Below are 19,811 nucleotides of genomic sequence, written 5' to 3'. Positions count from 1 at the left end.
AATACCTGCCTCAGAATAGAATATGTTGATTTACCTACCCGTTTTATCACTATAATATTTTTGATTTGGACTTGTAGGTTTATTAGGTATTGATAACTTTAATAAGCCACCTTTAAGCAAAGGGTTTAATATTCTTATTCGAAAACCTTTCCTATCTTTAAGTCCTATATAATCTTGTATCTCATTCCTGCTTCTAGCAACTTTACAAAACTCCAATATTTCACTTGTTCTATCGTTATCTTCGTTTAGCTCAGCTTGGGGTGTAGCTTGAGGTGTAGCTTGAGGTATCAATGGAATCATCGTTCTAAAAACATCACCTTCCATAAATTCAGGTGCTGCTCCTGAGTATATTTTATTGTACTTATATATATTTCTAACACCAGAACCAAGTTCTTCCACCCTGCCTATTTCTTTAAAGAATTTTGCTACTTTGGGATTTTTAGGATATGGCGAAAAATTATTCGGATCAATTACACCATTACCATGTGGCTTATTACTATTTTCAGTAAAAACCCTATCAATTTCAATCACGAGCTTTGCGGGAAATGGGTTCAAAAATTCTCTATGAATTAGAATATTCGAGACCACTTCTCTGAATATCTTATCTCTCAAACTTATTCTTTGGTCCTTTTCCAGATAAAACTTGTCATTTAAATGCTTTGCTATAAACTGCATAAGCCTTTCATAGCTATCAATTAAATTGGTTCTAATATCATCCCTGTCATCATATCTGTCAGTATCTTCTCTACGTAAAATAGCATCTGTTTTAAAGTGAGGAAGAGCATTCAAAATAAGTTCATCGTTACCAAACAACAGTATTCCCGCTAAGGTGATTCCTTCTTTCCCACTTTGTAAATCTTTAAGATATAATCCGGCACTCTTTAGAAGTTCCATATCATCCATTAGAAGCCATGGGTGATCGGCCCTTTGATTCACCGCCAGTTTTCTGACCTTCGCAAAGAGATCACTCCGCAAGTCTGACATTTGAGTAAACGGATAAATTCGATTTTCAGTATACGTTCCTTGCTTCCTCATATACATTTCTGAAACTTGATTTGTATTATCAGTAATATCCATATCTCCATCTTCATTTCGATCATATATTTTCCCATTACATCTATGGACTTGAGAGCTCTCAGGAACATAAATGTATAGAATTGTTTTTTCATCAACTTTAATGTCTTCAACCGACAAATAAAATGTTGGGTTTAACTTTTGAATATTGTTTATAGATGTCACAAATTCCTTTTTAACCTTGTTTATAGCTTCATCATCAATTCCAACAGCATTACCAACATCATTTACGCCAAGAAATAAGTGCCCTCCATTACGATTCAAAAATGCACATAAGGATTCAAAAACATCTTTATTTAATTTATTCTTACTTTGCTTAAATTCAACGGTTAGACTTTCCCCACCATTGAGAATTTCTTTTATTCTTTCAATATTCATATATATCAACTTCCACTCTATATTTAAATTTATTTAAACTTTGTAACTATATCATATATTATATTTTATCTAATTTGAAACAAAGCATACAACTTTTGCTTTAATAATTCCTAACCTAACCCGTGACCTTTATAAAACTTATAATGTGCCAATTTTTAAATTATCATGCTTTCTTGCTCCAAAGTGACTTTGTTTTCTATGACAAAGCTAATTAAATCATGTAATTCTTTAATAGTCTCATCCTCTAACAGTTTTTTAAGCTTAAGAATATACTTGTTATCTTCAATAAATTCCCAATATTCGCTATATTCTTTCATAATTTGTATATTCATTAAATAGGGTTTAACATTATAAAAAATAAAGCTCTTTATATTTCTATAAATGTTAACCCCCCCTAAATCTATATCACCCCAATGATAAAACTCAATGCATTTGTCACAATTGATTAATTTCTTGTATAATCTGTTTAGAAACCTTTTTTGTACTGGAGTATAAAATCCACCGGTAAAAATGATCAATGATTCTTTTTCTTTTGCACAAAGATAATTGAAGTTTGCTTTATTTTCTACTGATATAACTTTATCAAATCTATAATTCTGTAGTTTTAATTCTTTTATAGTATGAGAATTTAGAGCTACTCCATAAGAAAAACATGCTAATTTAATATTATTTTCCTTTAACTTAAATTCAATATTACCTTTTAGATGAAGTTCACTAGTTGTCTTTTCTATGCCTACTACTTTCAGCACTTCATCCTCATCCATATTATTATCTACTTCATTAAAATATTTTCTAAGTAAAGAAATTACTGTTCCTCTAAGTTGCTTTTCAAAAATCTTGCTATTTCCTAAATATCTTTTGCTAAATACTCTTTCATATATCGTATCATTATTTTTTAGAAGCTCATCTATACCTTTCAGTGCATTTACAATAAGTTCTCTTTTGTCTTTATCTTCAATTATTTTAGGAATTCTATGTTTTTCTAAAAGATGCATCTTCCAATCACTAAAAATGTGCTTTATACTATAATTAGTAATATAATCATCATATACTTTCAATTGACCTTCAATATCCAGTAAAATATCTTTTTTATCTGTTATTCCCGCAAGTCTATAAAATATATCCATATCTTTCAAATTAAAAAATAATCTATCAATTATGTTATCTTTACTAACCCATTTTATTTTTATTAATCCCTTATCCTCAAGCTCATTAGCTACAGTATTAATATGGATTCTATACTTATAATTTGAGTCATTATTATACTCTTTAAAAGAAGTAAAATTCACTGACATATTTCCTTCTTTTAAACCGCTATCACTTTTATTACTACTTTCATATCGCTGAATGATTTTTGTAGTTATTATTTTTTCCATATCATCACCTTATAACCCGCCATTTATTAGTTTTTCAATTTCTTTGTCTTCAAATTCGGCTATAGCTATCTTTCTTTTATTTTCATTTTTCACATAAAGAATTTTATCAACACAAGGACCTATCACAGGAATTTTATCATCTGGTGCAGCAATAATTGCTTGAAATCCAAGCTTCCTTAAGAGTTCAATACTAATCATCGCATGTTCTTCGTCCATCTTACTAAATGCCTCATCAAATATAATAAGCCTCATAGTGTTATTGTCTTTAGAATTATATATTCTATAATGATTTGCAAAAGCTGCTAATACTGCAATGAAGAATGGGCTCTGTGTCTCTCCCCCAGAATTTTTTCTTAATATTTTTGAAAGATCAGATTTATCTGTCCCTATTATTTGCTCCATATCAAATTCCAAATAAGTCTTATAATCTGTATATATGTCAATCTGCTTTCGTAATTGCTCCATGTCACTACCAGTAATATTTTCCGTAGTATTTACTATAAGGTTAAATAAAAATTCTATTTGATCTTTATATTGGTCTTCAAAAAGGTTTGCCGTTAAATCCATTCCCAAAAATTCATTTTTAAGCATATTATAGAAATCAATATACTTGCCCTTAGGTCTTACTATAAATTTATATCTTTTCTCTCCAAATCTCATTTTTTCAAGAGATCTATTAATAAAGGTTACCTGTTCCTCAGTTTTATCTATTGCATCCTTTAGCCTAGATAATAAATCAGTTTTAAATGCAGTATAAGCCTTTTCCTTTTGTATATTAATCTTCTCAATATATTGTGGCAATTTTGTTTCCACTAATAAGTTCAACTGTCCTATATATTTTTCATTATCTTCAGCATGAGTATCCCAAGTCAATGAGTTTTTAATGCAATATTCTCTTCTTTGCTTTGCTACATTTTGAAATTGAGTTGTTTTTTTCTTATCAATATCGTCATATTTTTCTTTATAGGTTGTTAAAATGGCATTGTAATTTTTAAATCTATCAACCACATCTTTGAAGCACTTCTCACCCGAATTAATTATCCAACCACTGTCAAAGTTTTCATATATTTTTTTTTCTATATCTTGTTGTTTTTCTTGTTGGTCAATTACCTTTTGTATCCCACCTTCAATAACATATCCTTTCTTAATAATTTCATTATTTAACTTCTTTGCTAATTGTTCTAACTCATTTTTTCCACCTATCAGTTGATTATAGATTTCCTTAAGCTTTTCAACATACAACAAATCTACTTTTGAAAGTTCAATTTCTTTCTCCTGCTTTTCACTTTGTAATATACTGATTTCATTGATTTTCACTTGTTCAGTAAGTCTAACAGTTACTTCCTCTTTGCTATAAATCTTAAGATTAATAAAGCCTCCTAACTTCCTTTTGACTTCATCTAACTCAGAAATTCGCAGCTCTAAATTGGTTAGATTTATAGTTAATCCTTGTATACGTAATTTTCTAGATTCAGCTCCTATACAACGATTTTTTAAATATAAATCTGGGTGCAACCTCCTGGCTATGTACCCTTTATAAAGAAAGCAATCCTTGGTTATAGCTGTTTTATGCTTTCTAATGTCATTAAAATCATCACATTTAATTACTCTCCCAAGAAGATAGTCTATATAAACTCTCGCATATTTGTTATCAGTAACAATTTCTTCCGCTAGTGAATTCTTAACTACTGTATATTTATCTTCTGATATTTTTTCAACATCTACTATACCAGCATCATAGAACTGACGTTTATCTAACCTTTTATAAATATTAATTGCTTCCTGATAGTATTGTGGCTCTATAATCAAATAAAACTTCTGCCAGTTCATGTAACCTTCTAAAGCGTCTATCCACTCCTTATCATTAACCTCAATTAAATCAGCTACTATTTCAACTTTTGTATTGATGCCATAAATTTCGAATAGGCTACTTTCAAGAATATCTTTCAAATTACCAGTAGACATTGGATAAACTATACCTTTAAGCAATCTATCAAGTTCTTCTTTAATAGTTTCTCTGTCATCGTTATATTTTGAGAGTTGTGTTGCTACATTTGTATATTTGTCTGTTATTATCTTAGCTATATCAGATAAATTACGATTCAGTTCAAGAAAACTTTCTTCACTAATATTATATAGCTTCATTTGAGAAATTTCCTTTACGTAATATTCTAAATCAATACTTGAATTATCATTCATTAAATCTAAATATTGTAAGCAATTAACCCATCTTTCAAATCTTATGGCCTCTGCTGTAAAGGAGTTTTGTATACTTTTAAATTCAGTTATCTTAATAGTTAATTCCTCTATTTCCTTACATAAAATTATCTCTTGTGAGTTTTGTATTTTATCTTTTAGTGTGGTTATTTCCTCTACAAGACCGTTAACTTTATTCTCTGCTTCCTCCATCCTATTACTTTCTATTTCAATGAATTGCTTTGCATCACTTATTTCTTGCTGCAATTTTATATACTCTATATTTTCTAACTCTAATTCACTTTTATCATATATGAATTTACTAATCTTATATTGCTCTCTAATATCTTCAAGTTTTTCATATTCTTTAGATATGACTTGCAGGCTTTTTATTTGATCCTCTACACCCTCAGCCTCTTTTTCTATTTTTTTATAAATTCTAATGGGTGTAACCATAGCTTCTACATCTATTTTTATATCATCACAAATAAATTCCTGTATAAATTGCTCTATGCTAGCAGGTGGTTTAAAAGCTACAGACTTTTTAAAAACATCAAAAAAACTACTCTTTAATTTACCCATATATTCATGTAAAAAATGTTCATTATACTCCTCAGTAGAATGGGGTCTTAATAAGCTACCATACTCTTCTTTTAAATTTTTTATTGATAATGGAGTATTATGTTTTATAAATCCTGTTTCAGGTAAAATACCTTTTAATCTAAAAAACATGTGGTCATAATCATTAATTTCCTTCCTTACTTCAAAAACTACACCTAAACAGAACACTTCTTTTGTCTCTGTATTCAGTACTTCTATGACAATATAGCTATTAAAATCCATATTATCTCTTAAGCACTTTTTCCCTTCATCATTGCTATCCTGAATCATTCCCCTTAAGTATTCTATTAATTTCCTTTGAGAGTTCTCACTAGCCGCTTTATTAAAATAGTGCCCTCTCAGATCTCCTAGAATAATCAGTTGAAGAGCATCAAGTATAGTAGACTTACCAGCACCAGTTTCTCCAGTTAGAAAATTTATACCTTGAGCCAAATCTATTGTTCTGTATTGAATGTAATGCCAGTTTACTAAATGTAGCTTAGTTAAATATCTCATCTAACTCCTCCCCCATATCACTAATTTCCTGAAAGTTGTTATGATTCCCCTTAAATTCCTCCAGGATGTTTCTTACAATATTACCATCTATGCAATGGAGTATTGAAGGGTATATTACATACATGGTAGAAGGATCCGTATATGCTCCATCAATTTTTTCTATGAAATTATATTTAGAAAGCACTCTTAATGCTTCTATTTGTTTAGTTTCATGCAATAAATTTGTTGAAAGATGAAATACATCAATTTTATTTAATAGTTCTGATAACTGAAATGTAGTAAATAAACCAATATTGACTGATTCTTGTTTTTCCTCATATAGCAGTCTAGCTAGCAATAAAAAAATAGTAGTAAGTTTTGAAAAATTTAAATTATTATTAAAATCTTCACTCTCAATATAGTAAACTCCATTATTACTATCGTTTATCAAGTCAAACCCACTAAGTTTTAAATATTCCTTAACCATAGATTCATACTCTTCTGTAAATGAATAAAGTGGATCTCTATACAAATTTTTATCCCTATGATAACGTTTTTCAAGAATATAAGTCACGCTTAGGAACTTCTGAATGGTCTTTTTAAATAATTCTTGTGCTTCCTCTGTTAAGCTATCTAATTGAAGTATTTCCATTCTCTTTCCTCCTAAATTCTATATTAGGCAATCTCCACCTACCATAATCCATTATTTTTTCACTAATAATTTGAGATTTGTATTTGCATCTCTTCTTCTGAGTTAACTTATAGGCAATAATAAATTTCATAAATTCCTCATTATCCTGAATAAGAAAATCCTTAGTGCAGATACAATCTTTATTCCCCATATTTATTTTAATAAAATCTTCTATGACGGAATCTCTAAACTTATAGATCATTTTCCTCATGTTACCTGTTATAATAGAGTCCTTTTGAGCTTGATCATTTTTATTACTATCATTAAATTTTTCATTTATACCTTGTCCTTGAAAAGGAGGTTTTTTAGTTTTTTCCTTATATATAGACTTTTGAGCGTATATTTTAAAGTTATATACACGCTTATAATTATTTATTATATCTATCATCTGATCACTTTTGTCCTCTGTGATAGCTTTTAGTATATTAATGATATTACCCTTAAAATCTTCATCTCTATTCTTTAAATGATTAATCCTATCAAGGGTAGCTGCTAAATATTGATTATGCCTTTTATTAACTAAATTTTGCTTTTTATCAACGTCTTCTAATGTAGTTTTTATTCTATCTAAAAACAACAAGACCTCATCTTCTGCATCAGTTTCTTTTATTTTCTTCTTAGTAGAAAGCTGTTTTGATATAATATTTATCAACTTATCATCATTTGTAATATTATTTATTATTGAAATAATTTCGTATCTATATTTGTAGACATTATCATCAGTCTTCAGTGAGAAATATTTATTAAAAAGTGCTGAAGCAGTATAGTTATCAAAATGTTCTTCAATTAAATTTGAAATAGTGCTTTTTTCCAAAAGCTTATTATAGTAAATTTTCATATTAAATATCATTTCTTGATATAACCTCTCAAGTTCTAAGTTACTATCATAAGCATTTTGCAGGTTAATCCATGATATAATATTATCCGCTGCTATAGCCTTAATATTTACATATATATTAGTAATGCATTTTTCAGTTTGAAAAGTTGCAGGATTTATTATATTTTTAATTGCTTCAACAAATTGAATGGAATAGGAAGGTATAGATATGTATATGTTCTTTTCTTCAAATGAGATGCTATCTTCGAGCCAGCCATAATAAACAAGACTTTTCACTATCTTTTTAGCATAAAATTCAATTACTTTTTCATCTGATACCTCATTATCGAAAAGTTCAGATTTATACTTAAAAATTTTATCATCATGATAATTACTAAGAATACTTAAACATTGATTTTTTGTTAAATCATAGCTATTATTTTTTGTTTCATTATATATCTCTAGCATTGATTGTATATATAATTCCCTATTATCAGACAAAAATAAATTAAAAAAATTATTGGGTATAATCTGAAATAGTTCCATGCTACGCCTCCCATAACTTAATCATATTTACTAAATTCTTCACACTTGCATAAATCCCTTTATTTTAATAATAAAGGGATTTATGCTTTATATTATGCAATCTTAATATTTTTATCACCTTTCTTATTACTTATTAATGCTTCTCTAATATCATCAAATTTAATCCATAAATTTGAACTATATATACCATAAACATGAGATAAGGTTGTATAAGATTTATTTAATTCTTTATCTGTCCATTCTCCACCATCCTGCTCTAAGTTTTTTTCGTAATCATACATGGCACCTAAAAAAATATCTTCGCTTTCTAATGAAGTTCTATTATGATTTACACAATACTCCAAAGCTTTATCAATAATTGCTGTTTTTTCACAATTTATTCTTCCTGATACTTGTGAATATAGGTCATTGTGCTTTTCATATGTGGACAGTTCATCAATGCAATCATAATAGTCTTTCTCTAATATTAAGGATACTAAGTTAGCATTTGTTCCTTTACTTTTTATAATGCTTTGAATCACTTTAGAATTCCTTATTACCTTACTAAAGAAAAGTTTGTAGTTAGCAGGATTATCACATCTATATGCAAATTCCTCTACCTCCATCAAAGTTCTTCTTGCCCCTTCAGATAATGAGATATTAAACAACATTAGGTACTCCCCCAGGTCCGCAATAACCATACTTGGTTTGATTTTCATAATATAAGAACTCCTTTAAAATTTATTTATAATTATAGCTTGTCCACAAATTTCCTTTTCATTCATATCCATATAAAAATCGTATAATTTGTTTTTTCTTTAATTACAAAAAAATCCAGCAGCAATATATGCTATTGGATTATATTATTTTAATTTTTCAAAATATTATGCAGCTTCATATAACACCATATTTTATAAAGCATCCAAAGTTTTTATGAAATATATCATAATTATCCTCACATAGAGTAAGCCCTTTTTTCAAAAGCATATTATTATTATAATAAACCTGTTTATATCCAGGAGTCATCTGTTTTAATTGGAATTATATTTACATTATCCCCGGAAAGAAGCGAAGCCATCTTCATAAAGAATGAATTCTTTATGAAGTTATTCTCCAAAATTTCACACTGAACATCCTCATCAGAAAAATCATATTTCAAACCTCTATAATCTTCTAAATCAACCTTTATAAATTCAATAGTATTTATTTCCCTTATACCCTTCTTCACCTAAGTTATTATTCTTAAATATGAAATTCTTACCAATTAATGTGCTATTATTATAACATATTATTTTTACTAATTAGTAAACCCAAGGAGTGATCATATAATGGAATTTAAAACCGAAAAAGATTTATTAGAGTATACTAAGAATATCATTGGAAAAACATTCAAAGAGCTAGACACACTCAACCTTTTATCTAAAGGAATTAAGGACAAGGGGGTTTTAGGTAAGATTGTTGAAACTGGTTTTTATAAGTATCCTCTTAATAATACTGCAAAAGCAGATTTTCCTGATTTAGGAATCGAATTAAAGGTTACTGGATTTGTATGTAATAAAAATAAAACTCTCTCAGCTAAAGAACGACTATCATTAAGTAAAATTGACTATTTTGAAATAATTAATGAAAAATTTGAATTTAGTAAGTTAATTTCAAAAAATAAAAAACTATTAGTAATCTGGTATGAATATAAAAAAGAAAATTCTACTAACTATGGCGATTTTGTAATTCATAATTTCCAGCTATATAATATGAAGATAGATGAAGATATTTTTAGAAATGATTTTAACATTATAAGAAATAAAGTAATTCTAGGACAAGCCCATAAATTATCAGAAGGTGATACTTCTTATTTAGGGGCAGCTACAAAGGGACAAGGACCTAACCTTGTTAAACAACCTAATTCAAAAATTGATGCTAAATCTCGAGGATTTTCTTTAAAAAACTCATATATGACTGGTATTTTAAGAAATTTAAATTTCAAACAATTAAACACTACTAAATTTAAAACAGTAACCGAATATATAAGCACAATTTTATTTCCCTACAATGGTATGACACAAATTGATATATGGGAAAAGTTAACTGGAGAAAAACGTTCTTTGCCAGTACCTAAGAATTTTAATAAAATGATTTCAGATAAGTTATTGGGGAAAGATTCCGATTTGCCAAGTAAAGATGAATTATTTAATAAGACTACCTATATAATAAAAAATACAAGTTTTGATAAGAAAGGGTATCCTTTAGAAAGACTATCCTTTAGAAATTTAACACTATCTGAGTTTGATTTAGAATGGGAAGACTCTGATTGGAAAATTTTTTTTGAAGAAGTTACAATTATTGCAATATGCTATGAAGGTAACAAAGGTGAAAAACAAGGATTTAGAATACTAAATTCTATTGCAAAAATTACATTTACTTCAAATGACATAGACTTATTTGAAAAGTCATATAATCGCATTAGAGAATCAATTCAGAAAAGGGATTCACTTTTGTTACCATTTCCAAAGTCTTTTGAAAATCAGGTTTTAGAAATAGCTCCTAAAGGCGGCAAAGACGCTAATGCTTATAATACTTTTTTTGATATTGATACTACAAAAACTTGCTTTATGCTTTCTAAAGATTTTCTATTTTCAAAACTACATAAATAATTTACAAACTTATAACTAATGAAAATCTGCATAAATTTATAAGTTTTAATTTTCTATATTTAAATTTGCAATTTGATCTTCACATAAGGTTATAAATGTAGTATAATTTATAGGTTGAACAAAGGAGGGTTATATTGTGAATAAAACTTTATGTGAATTATTTGCCGGTGTGGGAGGCTTTAGAGTTGGCTTTGAAAATGCTTCTAAAGACTGGACTACTGTTTGGGCAAATCAATGGGAACCAGGCAAAAAAATTCAGCATGCATTTGAATGTTATAAATCTCACTTTGAAAAGCACGGTGGAATTAACGAATATAGTAACACTAATATTTCCGAGGTTCCAGCTGAAATGATACCAGAACATTCTGTTCTGGTGGGCGGATTTCCCTGTCAAGATTACTCTGTCGCTTCTACTGGTGCCTTAGGTATTCATGGTAAAAAAGGTGTTCTATGGTGGGAAATTGAAAGAATACTAAAAGAAAAAACACCTCCATTTGTTTTACTTGAAAATGTTGATAGACTTTTAAAATCACCAACCGCTCAACGTGGTCGTGATTTTGGTATAATACTCGCTTGTTTGAATAATTTAGGATATTATGTTGAGTGGAGAGTGATAAATGCTGCTGAATACGGATTTCAACAGCGTAGAAGACGAACATTTATATTTGCAGCGCGTAAAAACACTAAATATTATCTTACAAGAAAAAAAGATGTTAAGTCTATATTGCAATCTGAGGGCTTCTTTAGCTCGACATTTAATGTTAGTAATTTTACTGAAGGAGAAATTTCTCATAAAGAGATGAATTGTTTATATCCTTCAGATATATTAGATATTTTAGATATATCTAATAATTTTAATTTTGAGTTTAGAAACTCTGGTGTTTGCTTTGATGGTAAAATATTTACAGCTCAAACTACACCAAATAAATTAATAAAAGATCCACCTCTAACATTATTTAATTTGCTTGAAAAATCAGTTGATGAAAAATACTACCTTTCAGAAGAAGATTTTGAAAAATGGAACTTCATGAAAGGTGCAAAAGCGATAGAAAGAACCTCTAAAACAGGGCATAAATATACTTTTAGAGAGGGTGCTTTATCATTCCCTGATTCTATTAATAAGCCTGCAAGAACCATGCTTACTAGCGAAGCAAGCAAAAATCGTAGTACCCATGTTGTAGCAGATTTAACTACTAAAAAATTACGTCTGTTAACGCCTATTGAATGCGAAAAAATTAATGGGTTCCCTGCTGATTGGACCAATACAGGCATGACTCATTCATTTAGATATTTCTGTATGGGTAATGCTTTAGTTGTCGATATAGTTACATTACTGGCTAAAACTCTAGATAATATTATAGAAAAAGAAGACTAGATTTTATTTTCTAGCCTTCTTTTTCTATTTGTCGTTTTATATAACTTGCATTTAACCAAAAACATTTTTTTCTTTCATATGTACCTTGAGGAGTTAACATAACATCATTACTATCTTTTCCTTTAGGTCTTATGTGTGCAATTTGCTTGTCACTTATTTTAATAAAACTGTTATACTCGCCTGCTGATATTTTATCTACAGTATTTTCCCATACATAGTACATACTACCTTCTAAATCTGTAATTGGCATATTCCAAAACATAACATTATCTACTACTATTTCATCTAAACTTAACTCTGATTGTTTCTCAAAGTTTCTTGTAGCTTTAAATATAATCCATAGATGCTTTTTATTCTCGAATTTATCTCTAATAGATGATTCTTCCCATGATTCACTATTAATACCACAGTAATCTATCTGTTCAAATGACATAGATTCCTTAGGCATTCCACTAGGTTTAAGAAGTATTGTTTTAACCTCAATATTAGCCTTTTTTAATTCTTCTAAGTTATCTAATTTATCGCCAAAAGTTTTTTTACAAATGTCATCTACAATTAGCCTATTAAAATTTTTAGCTTTTCTCGCTCTTATAATATCATATTTAGTAATAATTTTTGCTAGTGAACATCCTTTTAACTCTTTAAATAAATCAAGTATAACTTCATCAAAAGATACACCTTTAACTATAGCACTTATTGCTTTTGCCTTTTGATTTGTAAAATATACTTCCCTTTGCAAAAGCTCTTCTATTATAGAATCAACATATGATCTTTTTAATGAAAATGCTCTTTGTGGTGCTAATATTTCTGAATATGGCTGTGATCTTTTACTTTTTGCTGCTGTACTTCCCTTAGTACATGCGCCTAAGTACATTGTATCCCCTTCTGAAATTTCATGAGCCTTTCCAGCATTAATTTTATTAATAATTGTTTCCCAATCTTTTTTAATTACTATAAAATCTTCTTCTGAAGGACTCCAAACATTAATTATCTTAAATATTAATTCTTCAATGGGTTTATCTTTTTCATTAAGGTAAAACATCAGTAATAGTTGTCCACATTTATCAAATAATGAATTAAGAGTCCATTGTTCTTTATGAATTTCCATAAAATTTATAATTGATAAAACAATTCTTTCCTTAGCTGAAATGCCTTGTTTTTCTCTTAAAGAATCAGAACTTTCTTTAGGTTTTATCTCTTTTAATGGTGCAACTTTAAGTTCTATTCCAGCTTCTTTAAAATCAGCTTCCTTTCTAGAATTAACTTTATATCCAAAATACTCTTCTTCTACAACTTGTCCTAATCTACCCTTCGATGCTTTATTATTGAATCTATGAATAAGCTTAGGCTCTAAAACATTAGATAGATTTTTATCTAATAATAGTCTTGCATACTCCTCAATTGATTCTTTATTACTTGCATTATAATCCATTATCACACCTCTAATTTATCTTTTTCTATTATATAAATGCATATCTTTTAAAAGCAACTTAATATCACCTGCTACTTTAATATTACCTTACTGTAAACAAATTCTATAATTTAATACTAACAAATTACTAATTAATCCTATTATGTCTATTTAATTATAACATTATATTCCAAAATTCGAATGCTTTTTATTATATTATTCTATACTTATGTTTTGTTGTATAGTAAATATCTAGGTAGTTAGTATTAATTAATACAAACTATAATAGCACAAGGATTAATAACTCATGTTTTTCTTGAATTCTAAGTATAAATCTTTAGCTGCCTTAAACCTTGATGCCCCATAGTTCTCTGAGTTTATAGTTCCATCCATGTTTTTTAAATTTATAACCATCTTATAGAAATAATATAATTAATTTTAGTAACTTATTGGAGATATAAATAGTATAAGAAACAAAGATTTCTAATTTTTTCAATTAACCAACATTAATGTAATATTTTCATGTAATTGTTTAAAACAATTAGTAAAAGCTTATTACATAGATTCCTCTATAAAATAAGCTTTTATTGTAGAATATCATTTTTCCAGTAAAATCCTATAAATAAATTAGCGTTCCTTTAATAAATTAATAAAAGGCAATAATTTCTTCCTATCTAACTTGTATTACATTTTTCGTTTAATGAGCGAAGTGAATTTGCTATCCTCTTAGTGAAACAGCTTTCCAAATATCAAGTCCAAATCCTCTTCTGATGTAGTAACTTCCCCCAACTCGTTATTATCAATTGCATCCAACATTATTTTTTCTTTTTCCATCAACCGATTATATACTTTTTCATCTATTGAAAATTCTTTTCCATCATATTCAAATAAATCTTGCATAAAGAAGTATTGCGTATACTGATTTTCTGGCAACCCTAATCTATGAATACGATCTTTAGATTGAAGTAAATGCACTAAATTATAACTATACTCAAAGTATACCGCATCATGGCAAGCAGAATGTAGCGATACTGATTCTGCAAGTGTGTGTGGATTTGTAATTAAAACTTCAAACCTTCCATTTTTAAATTCATTAATAATAGTAATTCTATCATTTAATTCTACCTCACCATATATGCAACGTGTTTTAATACCACAATTATCCAAAAGCGATTGCATACTTCTTATTGAGTCCTTAAATACACACCATGTAATTACTTTTTAACCCTGCTCAACAAGTTTCTGAATCTGTTTAATACATGCACTCATTCTCGGGGGACGTAACAATAACTGGAAGTTATTGTTTGCCCAATATTCCCTTTGACCTTGAAGAAGTACACCTCAATCATATACTACAAAAACAAACTGATTCAGCCACAAGTTCATTAAATAGAGACATTGCTTTCGGAAGACAAAATGAGCTGGAAACCTTCTCTGGACAATTACTTAAATCAGCATCAAGCTGTGGCTTGAAAATTCCTATGACTGAATTTTTTTATGACAAATTAAAGAAAGTTACTAAATAGCTTGCTTACTCAACATTAATTAACGATAAAAAGAACCACCAAATATATTTCAGCAGTTCTCATCTATGGTTTTCGTCAAGCGCTTGGGGTACTATACCACACCGGATATGTCATCTATAAATACTAATGTCATTAAATATATGGATAAAGAGGGTAACTACTATGTTTAATTACACCACAGCCTATTCGTTTACCAGAGGCACCAGATGGCTGGGTACGATAGTCGTCTGGGTTTTCATGAATAACCACAGCTTTGTCAATTATACCTATAACTTTAAATTTATTAGTGAAAAATATGGTTCTAGCATAGCCGTTGTTAGAAAATAACACTGGAAAATCTCCCGAATGGTTTCCATGTGGCTGATTTGTAGGATTCCAATGACCCTTTGCACTCGCAAATGGATTAGTTGGGTCGCCCATCTCACAATTTCCAGTTTCATGTATATGAAATCCATGAGGACCAACGGGTGGAACTTTATCTGTTCCTGGTTTATATAATGGTAACCCTTTCACTTCCACATAAATATCTACACCGCCTGGAACATCCATAAAATAAACCATACCAGTAAGGTTTGGTGCTAAAGAACTTCCTTTTATATGTGCCATAGCATACATTTTATACCTCCACAAAATAGATTTGGTATTATAATATGCGAGAGTAAAGTATATGTTACCTTATTTCCATTCCTCTCTTGTTACCATGTAAAACATATCCTTTTTATTATTTATACTGCTTCTCAAACCTAGTAATTACTTTAAGTTTAAGCTATATTAATATTTTTCTTCTCCTAAAATTATAAAATCAGCCCTATCCTGAGGTTTTTGTTCGTGAAGATATTTATCCTCTCCACTCATCCACTGTCCCCAAAAGCCTAAAGCGCTTTCTCCATCTCTCTCTAATCCTCTCTTTAAACGAAGTTTTCTATCGCATTCTACAAATATCTTAATGTCGTATTTACTATATAACTCATCACTTATAGAGTAGACCCCTTCAAATATAATTAACCCTTTAGGCTGAACAGTATGCCATTCTGATAAATCATCTAATATCCAATCATACCTTTGATATTCTGCTTCCTTTCCACTAATAGCAAACATAAACTTCCAGTTTATGTAACGACCTCGGGGGACGTAACAATAACTGGAAGTTATTGTTTGCTATGTCACGACCTCAGGGGACGTCTGGAAGTTATTGTTTGCTAATGATTAGAGAAATAAAAATAAAGTGGCAAGAAATATACTATCCATCGGGACCACTTAAATACGAAGGATTTACTAAAATAGATTCAAAATAAATGAATTAATACCCTATGGTCAAGGAATAAAATATTTCGAAGATGGTAAAATGGTGTGGAGTTTAACAATGATGGGACTATAAAACAAAATTATTTCTCTAAATACTGGAAAACTCACTCCGTTCATTAGCAAGTAGAAAATTGGCCCCGCTCATAAACCCCCGGGGGACATGAACAAATTGCAATAAATTTGTTTTATGCTTGCTATACACTATAATCAATATGTATGTTTTTAAGACTGTTTAGCAAAATTGATTGTACACATTCCTTTTCTTTGGATTTATATTATACCTATCGCAAGTGCTTTCAAGTAGAAAACAGAAGTTGTCCATTTCATCCCCATCTTCTGTCAGCTCCCTCAAACTTTTAGGAGGTGACTGGAAGTTGCCTTCCTGCTAATACCATTAGCATTACTTATAATATAACTTGTATGGTTAACTAATGCACTACTTTAATGCATTATTACCCCTTTATCAAATCTTTTTATATATTTTTTTTAATTTATTTTTTTTAATATATATTTTTAAGGCTTGTACAATTAAATATAATACGTATAAAAGTATACCATAAAATATAAAAGTATAAAAAAAAATACTAAAAGCCGAAATCTCTATAATTATTAAATTTATAAAAAAATCACCCTAAATTAATAGGATGATAATTGTACAACTTATTTTTTGCTATTTTCAGAACACACTTTTTATTGAATCCAATAAATTAGAAAACATTCTTGATAATTTAGCAAAGAAACCTTTAGCTTCAGTACTACTTAATTTATCTTTTAATTGATTAGTTACATCATTTAATTGGTCTTTTAAGTTATTGTAGTTAAGGTCTAATGAATTTATTTTGCTCATTACATCTTTTATGTTAGTTACATCTTGATCTGATAATTTACCTTTATATTCTTTAATAGCCGTATCTACTATTTTATTTATTTCTTGGTCTGTTTTAGGTTTTTCTTTTATTACATCTTTTTTTATATCATTCATTAAGTTAGAAGCATCATTTTGTCCTATTTTTTCAGCAATATCTCCAGTAGTAACTAATTCTTTATTGGCAGCTTCTTTTTTATTTTCATCAATCTTTTTTCCTGCGCTACTGCTTTCAAAGCCTTTTAATATTCCAGCAAGAGCAGCAGTTCCTGACACTTCAAATGGTGCAGATGCTTTAACATTAGCATTTTCAATACCAGCTGTAATTAATGCATTTTTTATCATTCCATCATTAACCCAAGTAAGATTATTAGTAACTACCTTTAATCCACCTTTTTCTGTTGGCTCAATATAAGAACATGATATTGATTTATTACCAAGTTGAGCTTCTGATGCAATTTTTCCTAAGTATGTATGCTCTTCTTTTGAAGTAATTTCTAATATATTGGCATCATTTTTAGTTACTTCAAAGTATTTTAACATTTCATTTTTTTGAGTATCGCTTAAATCAACACCTAGAGTAACAGACTTAAATGAATCTGCAAATACTGAAACACCAGGATATGATGTAAAAATAACACCTAATGCTAATGATGCAATGAGTACTTTTGATATAAATGATTTAATTTTCATAATTTTCATTCTCCTTTATCATACTTAAACTGATTGTAAAAAATTTGATTTTATTATTTATTCTACATTATAGCACAAAAATTATGTTAGGACCTCCGAGTTCTTAGTAAAAACTGGTATTTTACAAAGACCACGGTGGCAACCCGAAGAAAGTCGAGTATTTGATATCCACTGAATTTCTTCATTCTGTTAAAATCTTTTAAGGATGGTATTGAGTAATAAAAGCAAAAAGATTAAAACATTAATGCCTTAATCCTTTTCTTTTCATTTACGGGTTTCTGTGTGACCTATATTAATAATTAATATCTCTTATTTATCGCTTAAAGCTTTTTTAAGGGCTTTAATTTCATCTTGGTGTATTTGCTTACTTTTGCTATCTCTTTTCTTATCATCTATAACTAATTGGGCCTGCAAGGTTTTAATTTGTCGTTTTATTTCGTCTTTATCTTTTGAAATTTCTAATTTTGACATATATTTGACCTCCTCTAAATAATCTTATATATATCTATTCTGCATTTGAAAGTTATTTCCTTGTAAATAGTCATTTTTTATTAAATAAATATAATAAGTAAATAATTAAAGTGAACTACTCATATTTTATATATAATATATCTTTTACTTTTTAAAACCTACCGAATCTCTTTCCACCACTCTAACACTCATGATTATATTTTCATTCATATCACTTTTGCAAAGTAAAAACTTCCAGTTTTTACTACGACCTCGGGGGACGTTACAATAACTGGAAGTTATTGTTTGCTACTAGGATTGTACAAGCTCCTATAGGTCGGCGTTAAATCATTTATAGGTTTTATAAGTTTTTTGAAAATCGTACAAGGCTTATAATTTTGCCAACAAGACCTACTGATTACGAATGTAAAGATTATCCTTTTTTATATTTAGGCAATTTATATTAGGTGTTAATATACCTTTATCTTCTATTATTTTTCATTAATTTTGGGCACTGTTTATTATTGTTAGAACCCATATAGTACTCAATGGGTTCTGAGTAATATATATTTTTCTATTTATATAGAAAAACCTATTAAAGCTATGTATCTCAATAGCTTTAGGGGTTAAGTTATTTTTAATCGTGCATTAGAAAAAAATCAAGCTTTCGACTAACTGATTCGTAGTTATTTCCCTTAAGAATTTCAAAAGATTTACTAAAATCGTATAAGCCCATAAAGGCTTGCTATTAAAATATTTATAGCTTTTATAAATTTTCTAAAAATAATTTAATTCTTATAATTTTGCCAACAAATCTGAAAACAAGAATTAATATAATCTGCTTACCTTTCAATAGCTGATTCTATTTTATTGATGTTACCATCTTTTACAAATTACCTACAAATAACTTTGCTCTAGTACTCCCAAGAGGTATAATACAGCATAAATTGCGATGTCTTACAATGTCATAAAAAACTATACAAGGTATTCATATTACTTGATTTAGTACCATATTAAAATTATATACAACAATTCTTTTTTACTCTAACCTTGGAGAATAATCCCCTTGAAATTTAAAAACCACCTAAGGCTATACAGTTCAATAGCCCAAGAGGTTATATACAGCTCTATAAGATTATATCATTGGCTTATTTCTTAAGAATATAAGCACGAATAGTAATAGAGCCAATCTTAGAGATATACCTTACTATCTTCTACTCTGTACCCGACAAATCGTATAGTTGTTCAGCGCAATTCTGGTTAGATCCTTCTGTTGAAGAATAGGAAACAAGTTTTTCATTTCCCGCAAATCCACCTAAGTATCCAACGTACAAGTCAGTATTTGAGGTAAGGTTCTCGGAGGTATTTGCTAAAGTAACTATA

17 protein-coding genes are annotated in these 19,811 nt (G+C 28.8%); 4 read left to right on the top strand and 13 right to left on the bottom strand.

All coding sequences use genetic code 11. The features are described from left to right. Positions 1-30: 30 nt before the first annotated feature. From G9F72_RS05330 to G9F72_RS05300, 7 genes are all read right to left on the bottom strand, one after another. The gene (locus tag G9F72_RS05330) at positions 31-1,452 is read right to left on the bottom strand and encodes an RNA-binding domain-containing protein (protein ID WP_164958781.1); all 1,422 of its coding nucleotides are present in this window, start codon (positions 1,450-1,452) and stop codon (positions 31-33) included. Between the two features lie 155 nt (positions 1,453-1,607). Next, the gene (locus G9F72_RS05325) at positions 1,608-2,828 is read right to left on the bottom strand and encodes a Wadjet anti-phage system protein JetD domain-containing protein (RefSeq protein WP_164958780.1); all 1,221 of its coding nucleotides are present in this window, start codon (positions 2,826-2,828) and stop codon (positions 1,608-1,610) included. A gap of 9 nt (positions 2,829-2,837) precedes the next feature. Continuing rightward, entirely contained in the window at positions 2,838-6,140 is a 3,303-nt protein-coding gene (locus tag G9F72_RS05320; RefSeq protein WP_164958779.1) for an ATP-binding protein, read from the bottom strand. Further along, the gene (locus tag G9F72_RS05315) at positions 6,124-6,771 is read right to left on the bottom strand and encodes a DUF4194 domain-containing protein (RefSeq protein ID WP_164958778.1); all 648 of its coding nucleotides are present in this window, start codon (positions 6,769-6,771) and stop codon (positions 6,124-6,126) included. The genes G9F72_RS05320 and G9F72_RS05315 overlap by 17 nt, the downstream gene beginning before the upstream one ends. After that, positions 6,749-8,173: a Wadjet anti-phage system protein JetA family protein gene (locus G9F72_RS05310; protein ID WP_164958777.1), complete on the bottom strand. Its 1,425-nt coding sequence runs from the start codon at positions 8,171-8,173 to the stop codon at positions 6,749-6,751. Before G9F72_RS05310 ends, G9F72_RS05315 begins: the two co-directional genes overlap by 23 nt. Before the next feature lie 92 nt (positions 8,174-8,265). Further along, positions 8,266-8,871: a hypothetical protein gene (locus G9F72_RS05305; RefSeq protein WP_164958776.1), complete on the bottom strand. Its 606-nt coding sequence runs from the start codon at positions 8,869-8,871 to the stop codon at positions 8,266-8,268. A 290-nt stretch (positions 8,872-9,161) separates the two neighbouring features. Continuing rightward, entirely contained in the window at positions 9,162-9,380 is a 219-nt protein-coding gene (locus tag G9F72_RS05300) for a hypothetical protein (protein ID WP_164958775.1), read from the bottom strand. Positions 9,381-9,480: 100 nt separating this feature from the next. Between G9F72_RS05300 and G9F72_RS05295 the strand changes: the two genes are divergently transcribed. Beyond that, complete coding sequence (locus G9F72_RS05295) at positions 9,481-10,803, top strand: Sau3AI family type II restriction endonuclease (protein ID WP_164958774.1); 1,323 nt, start codon at positions 9,481-9,483, stop codon at positions 10,801-10,803. A 136-nt stretch (positions 10,804-10,939) separates the two neighbouring features. Continuing rightward, entirely contained in the window at positions 10,940-12,178 is a 1,239-nt protein-coding gene (gene dcm / locus G9F72_RS05290; protein WP_187356094.1) for a DNA (cytosine-5-)-methyltransferase, read from the top strand. Between the two features lie 10 nt (positions 12,179-12,188). Here dcm and G9F72_RS05285 read toward each other — a convergent pair whose 3' ends face one another. Together G9F72_RS05285 and G9F72_RS05280 are read right to left on the bottom strand one after the other, a co-directional pair. Next, entirely contained in the window at positions 12,189-13,610 is a 1,422-nt protein-coding gene (locus G9F72_RS05285; RefSeq protein WP_224675977.1) for a Sau3AI family type II restriction endonuclease, read from the bottom strand. 705 nt (positions 13,611-14,315) lie between these two features. After that, positions 14,316-14,804: a helicase C-terminal domain-containing protein gene (locus G9F72_RS05280; protein ID WP_318010971.1), complete on the bottom strand. Its 489-nt coding sequence runs from the start codon at positions 14,802-14,804 to the stop codon at positions 14,316-14,318. 89 nt (positions 14,805-14,893) lie between these two features. Between G9F72_RS05280 and G9F72_RS05275 the strand changes: the two genes are divergently transcribed. Next, the gene (locus G9F72_RS05275; protein ID WP_224675976.1) at positions 14,894-15,115 is read left to right on the top strand and encodes a ketopantoate reductase C-terminal domain-containing protein; all 222 of its coding nucleotides are present in this window, start codon (positions 14,894-14,896) and stop codon (positions 15,113-15,115) included. A 132-nt stretch (positions 15,116-15,247) separates the two neighbouring features. Here G9F72_RS05275 and G9F72_RS05270 read toward each other — a convergent pair whose 3' ends face one another. Together G9F72_RS05270 and G9F72_RS05265 are read right to left on the bottom strand one after the other, a co-directional pair. Next, entirely contained in the window at positions 15,248-15,730 is a 483-nt protein-coding gene (locus tag G9F72_RS05270) for a superoxide dismutase family protein (protein WP_164958770.1), read from the bottom strand. A 156-nt stretch (positions 15,731-15,886) separates the two neighbouring features. Beyond that, complete coding sequence (locus tag G9F72_RS05265) at positions 15,887-16,213, bottom strand: uridine kinase (protein ID WP_164958769.1); 327 nt, start codon at positions 16,211-16,213, stop codon at positions 15,887-15,889. A gap of 62 nt (positions 16,214-16,275) precedes the next feature. On the opposite strand from G9F72_RS05265, the gene G9F72_RS26910 reads away from it, so the two are divergent. Then, complete coding sequence (locus G9F72_RS26910) at positions 16,276-16,410, top strand: hypothetical protein (RefSeq protein WP_263486745.1); 135 nt, start codon at positions 16,276-16,278, stop codon at positions 16,408-16,410. A gap of 686 nt (positions 16,411-17,096) precedes the next feature. Here the strand turns inward: G9F72_RS26910 and G9F72_RS05260 are convergent. Beyond that, positions 17,097-17,978, bottom strand: coding sequence for a DUF1002 domain-containing protein (locus tag G9F72_RS05260; RefSeq protein ID WP_224675969.1), 882 nt, complete (start codon positions 17,976-17,978; stop codon positions 17,097-17,099). 309 nt (positions 17,979-18,287) lie between these two features. Further along, complete coding sequence (locus G9F72_RS05255) at positions 18,288-18,449, bottom strand: hypothetical protein (protein ID WP_164959986.1); 162 nt, start codon at positions 18,447-18,449, stop codon at positions 18,288-18,290. Positions 18,450-19,811: the final 1,362 nt, after the last annotated feature.

The sequence above is a fragment of the Clostridium estertheticum genome, from assembly GCF_011065935.2.
Taxonomy (GTDB): Bacteria; Bacillota; Clostridia; order Clostridiales; family Clostridiaceae; genus Clostridium_AD; species Clostridium_AD estertheticum_A.
This window is presented reverse-complemented; position numbering and strand designations above follow the sequence as displayed.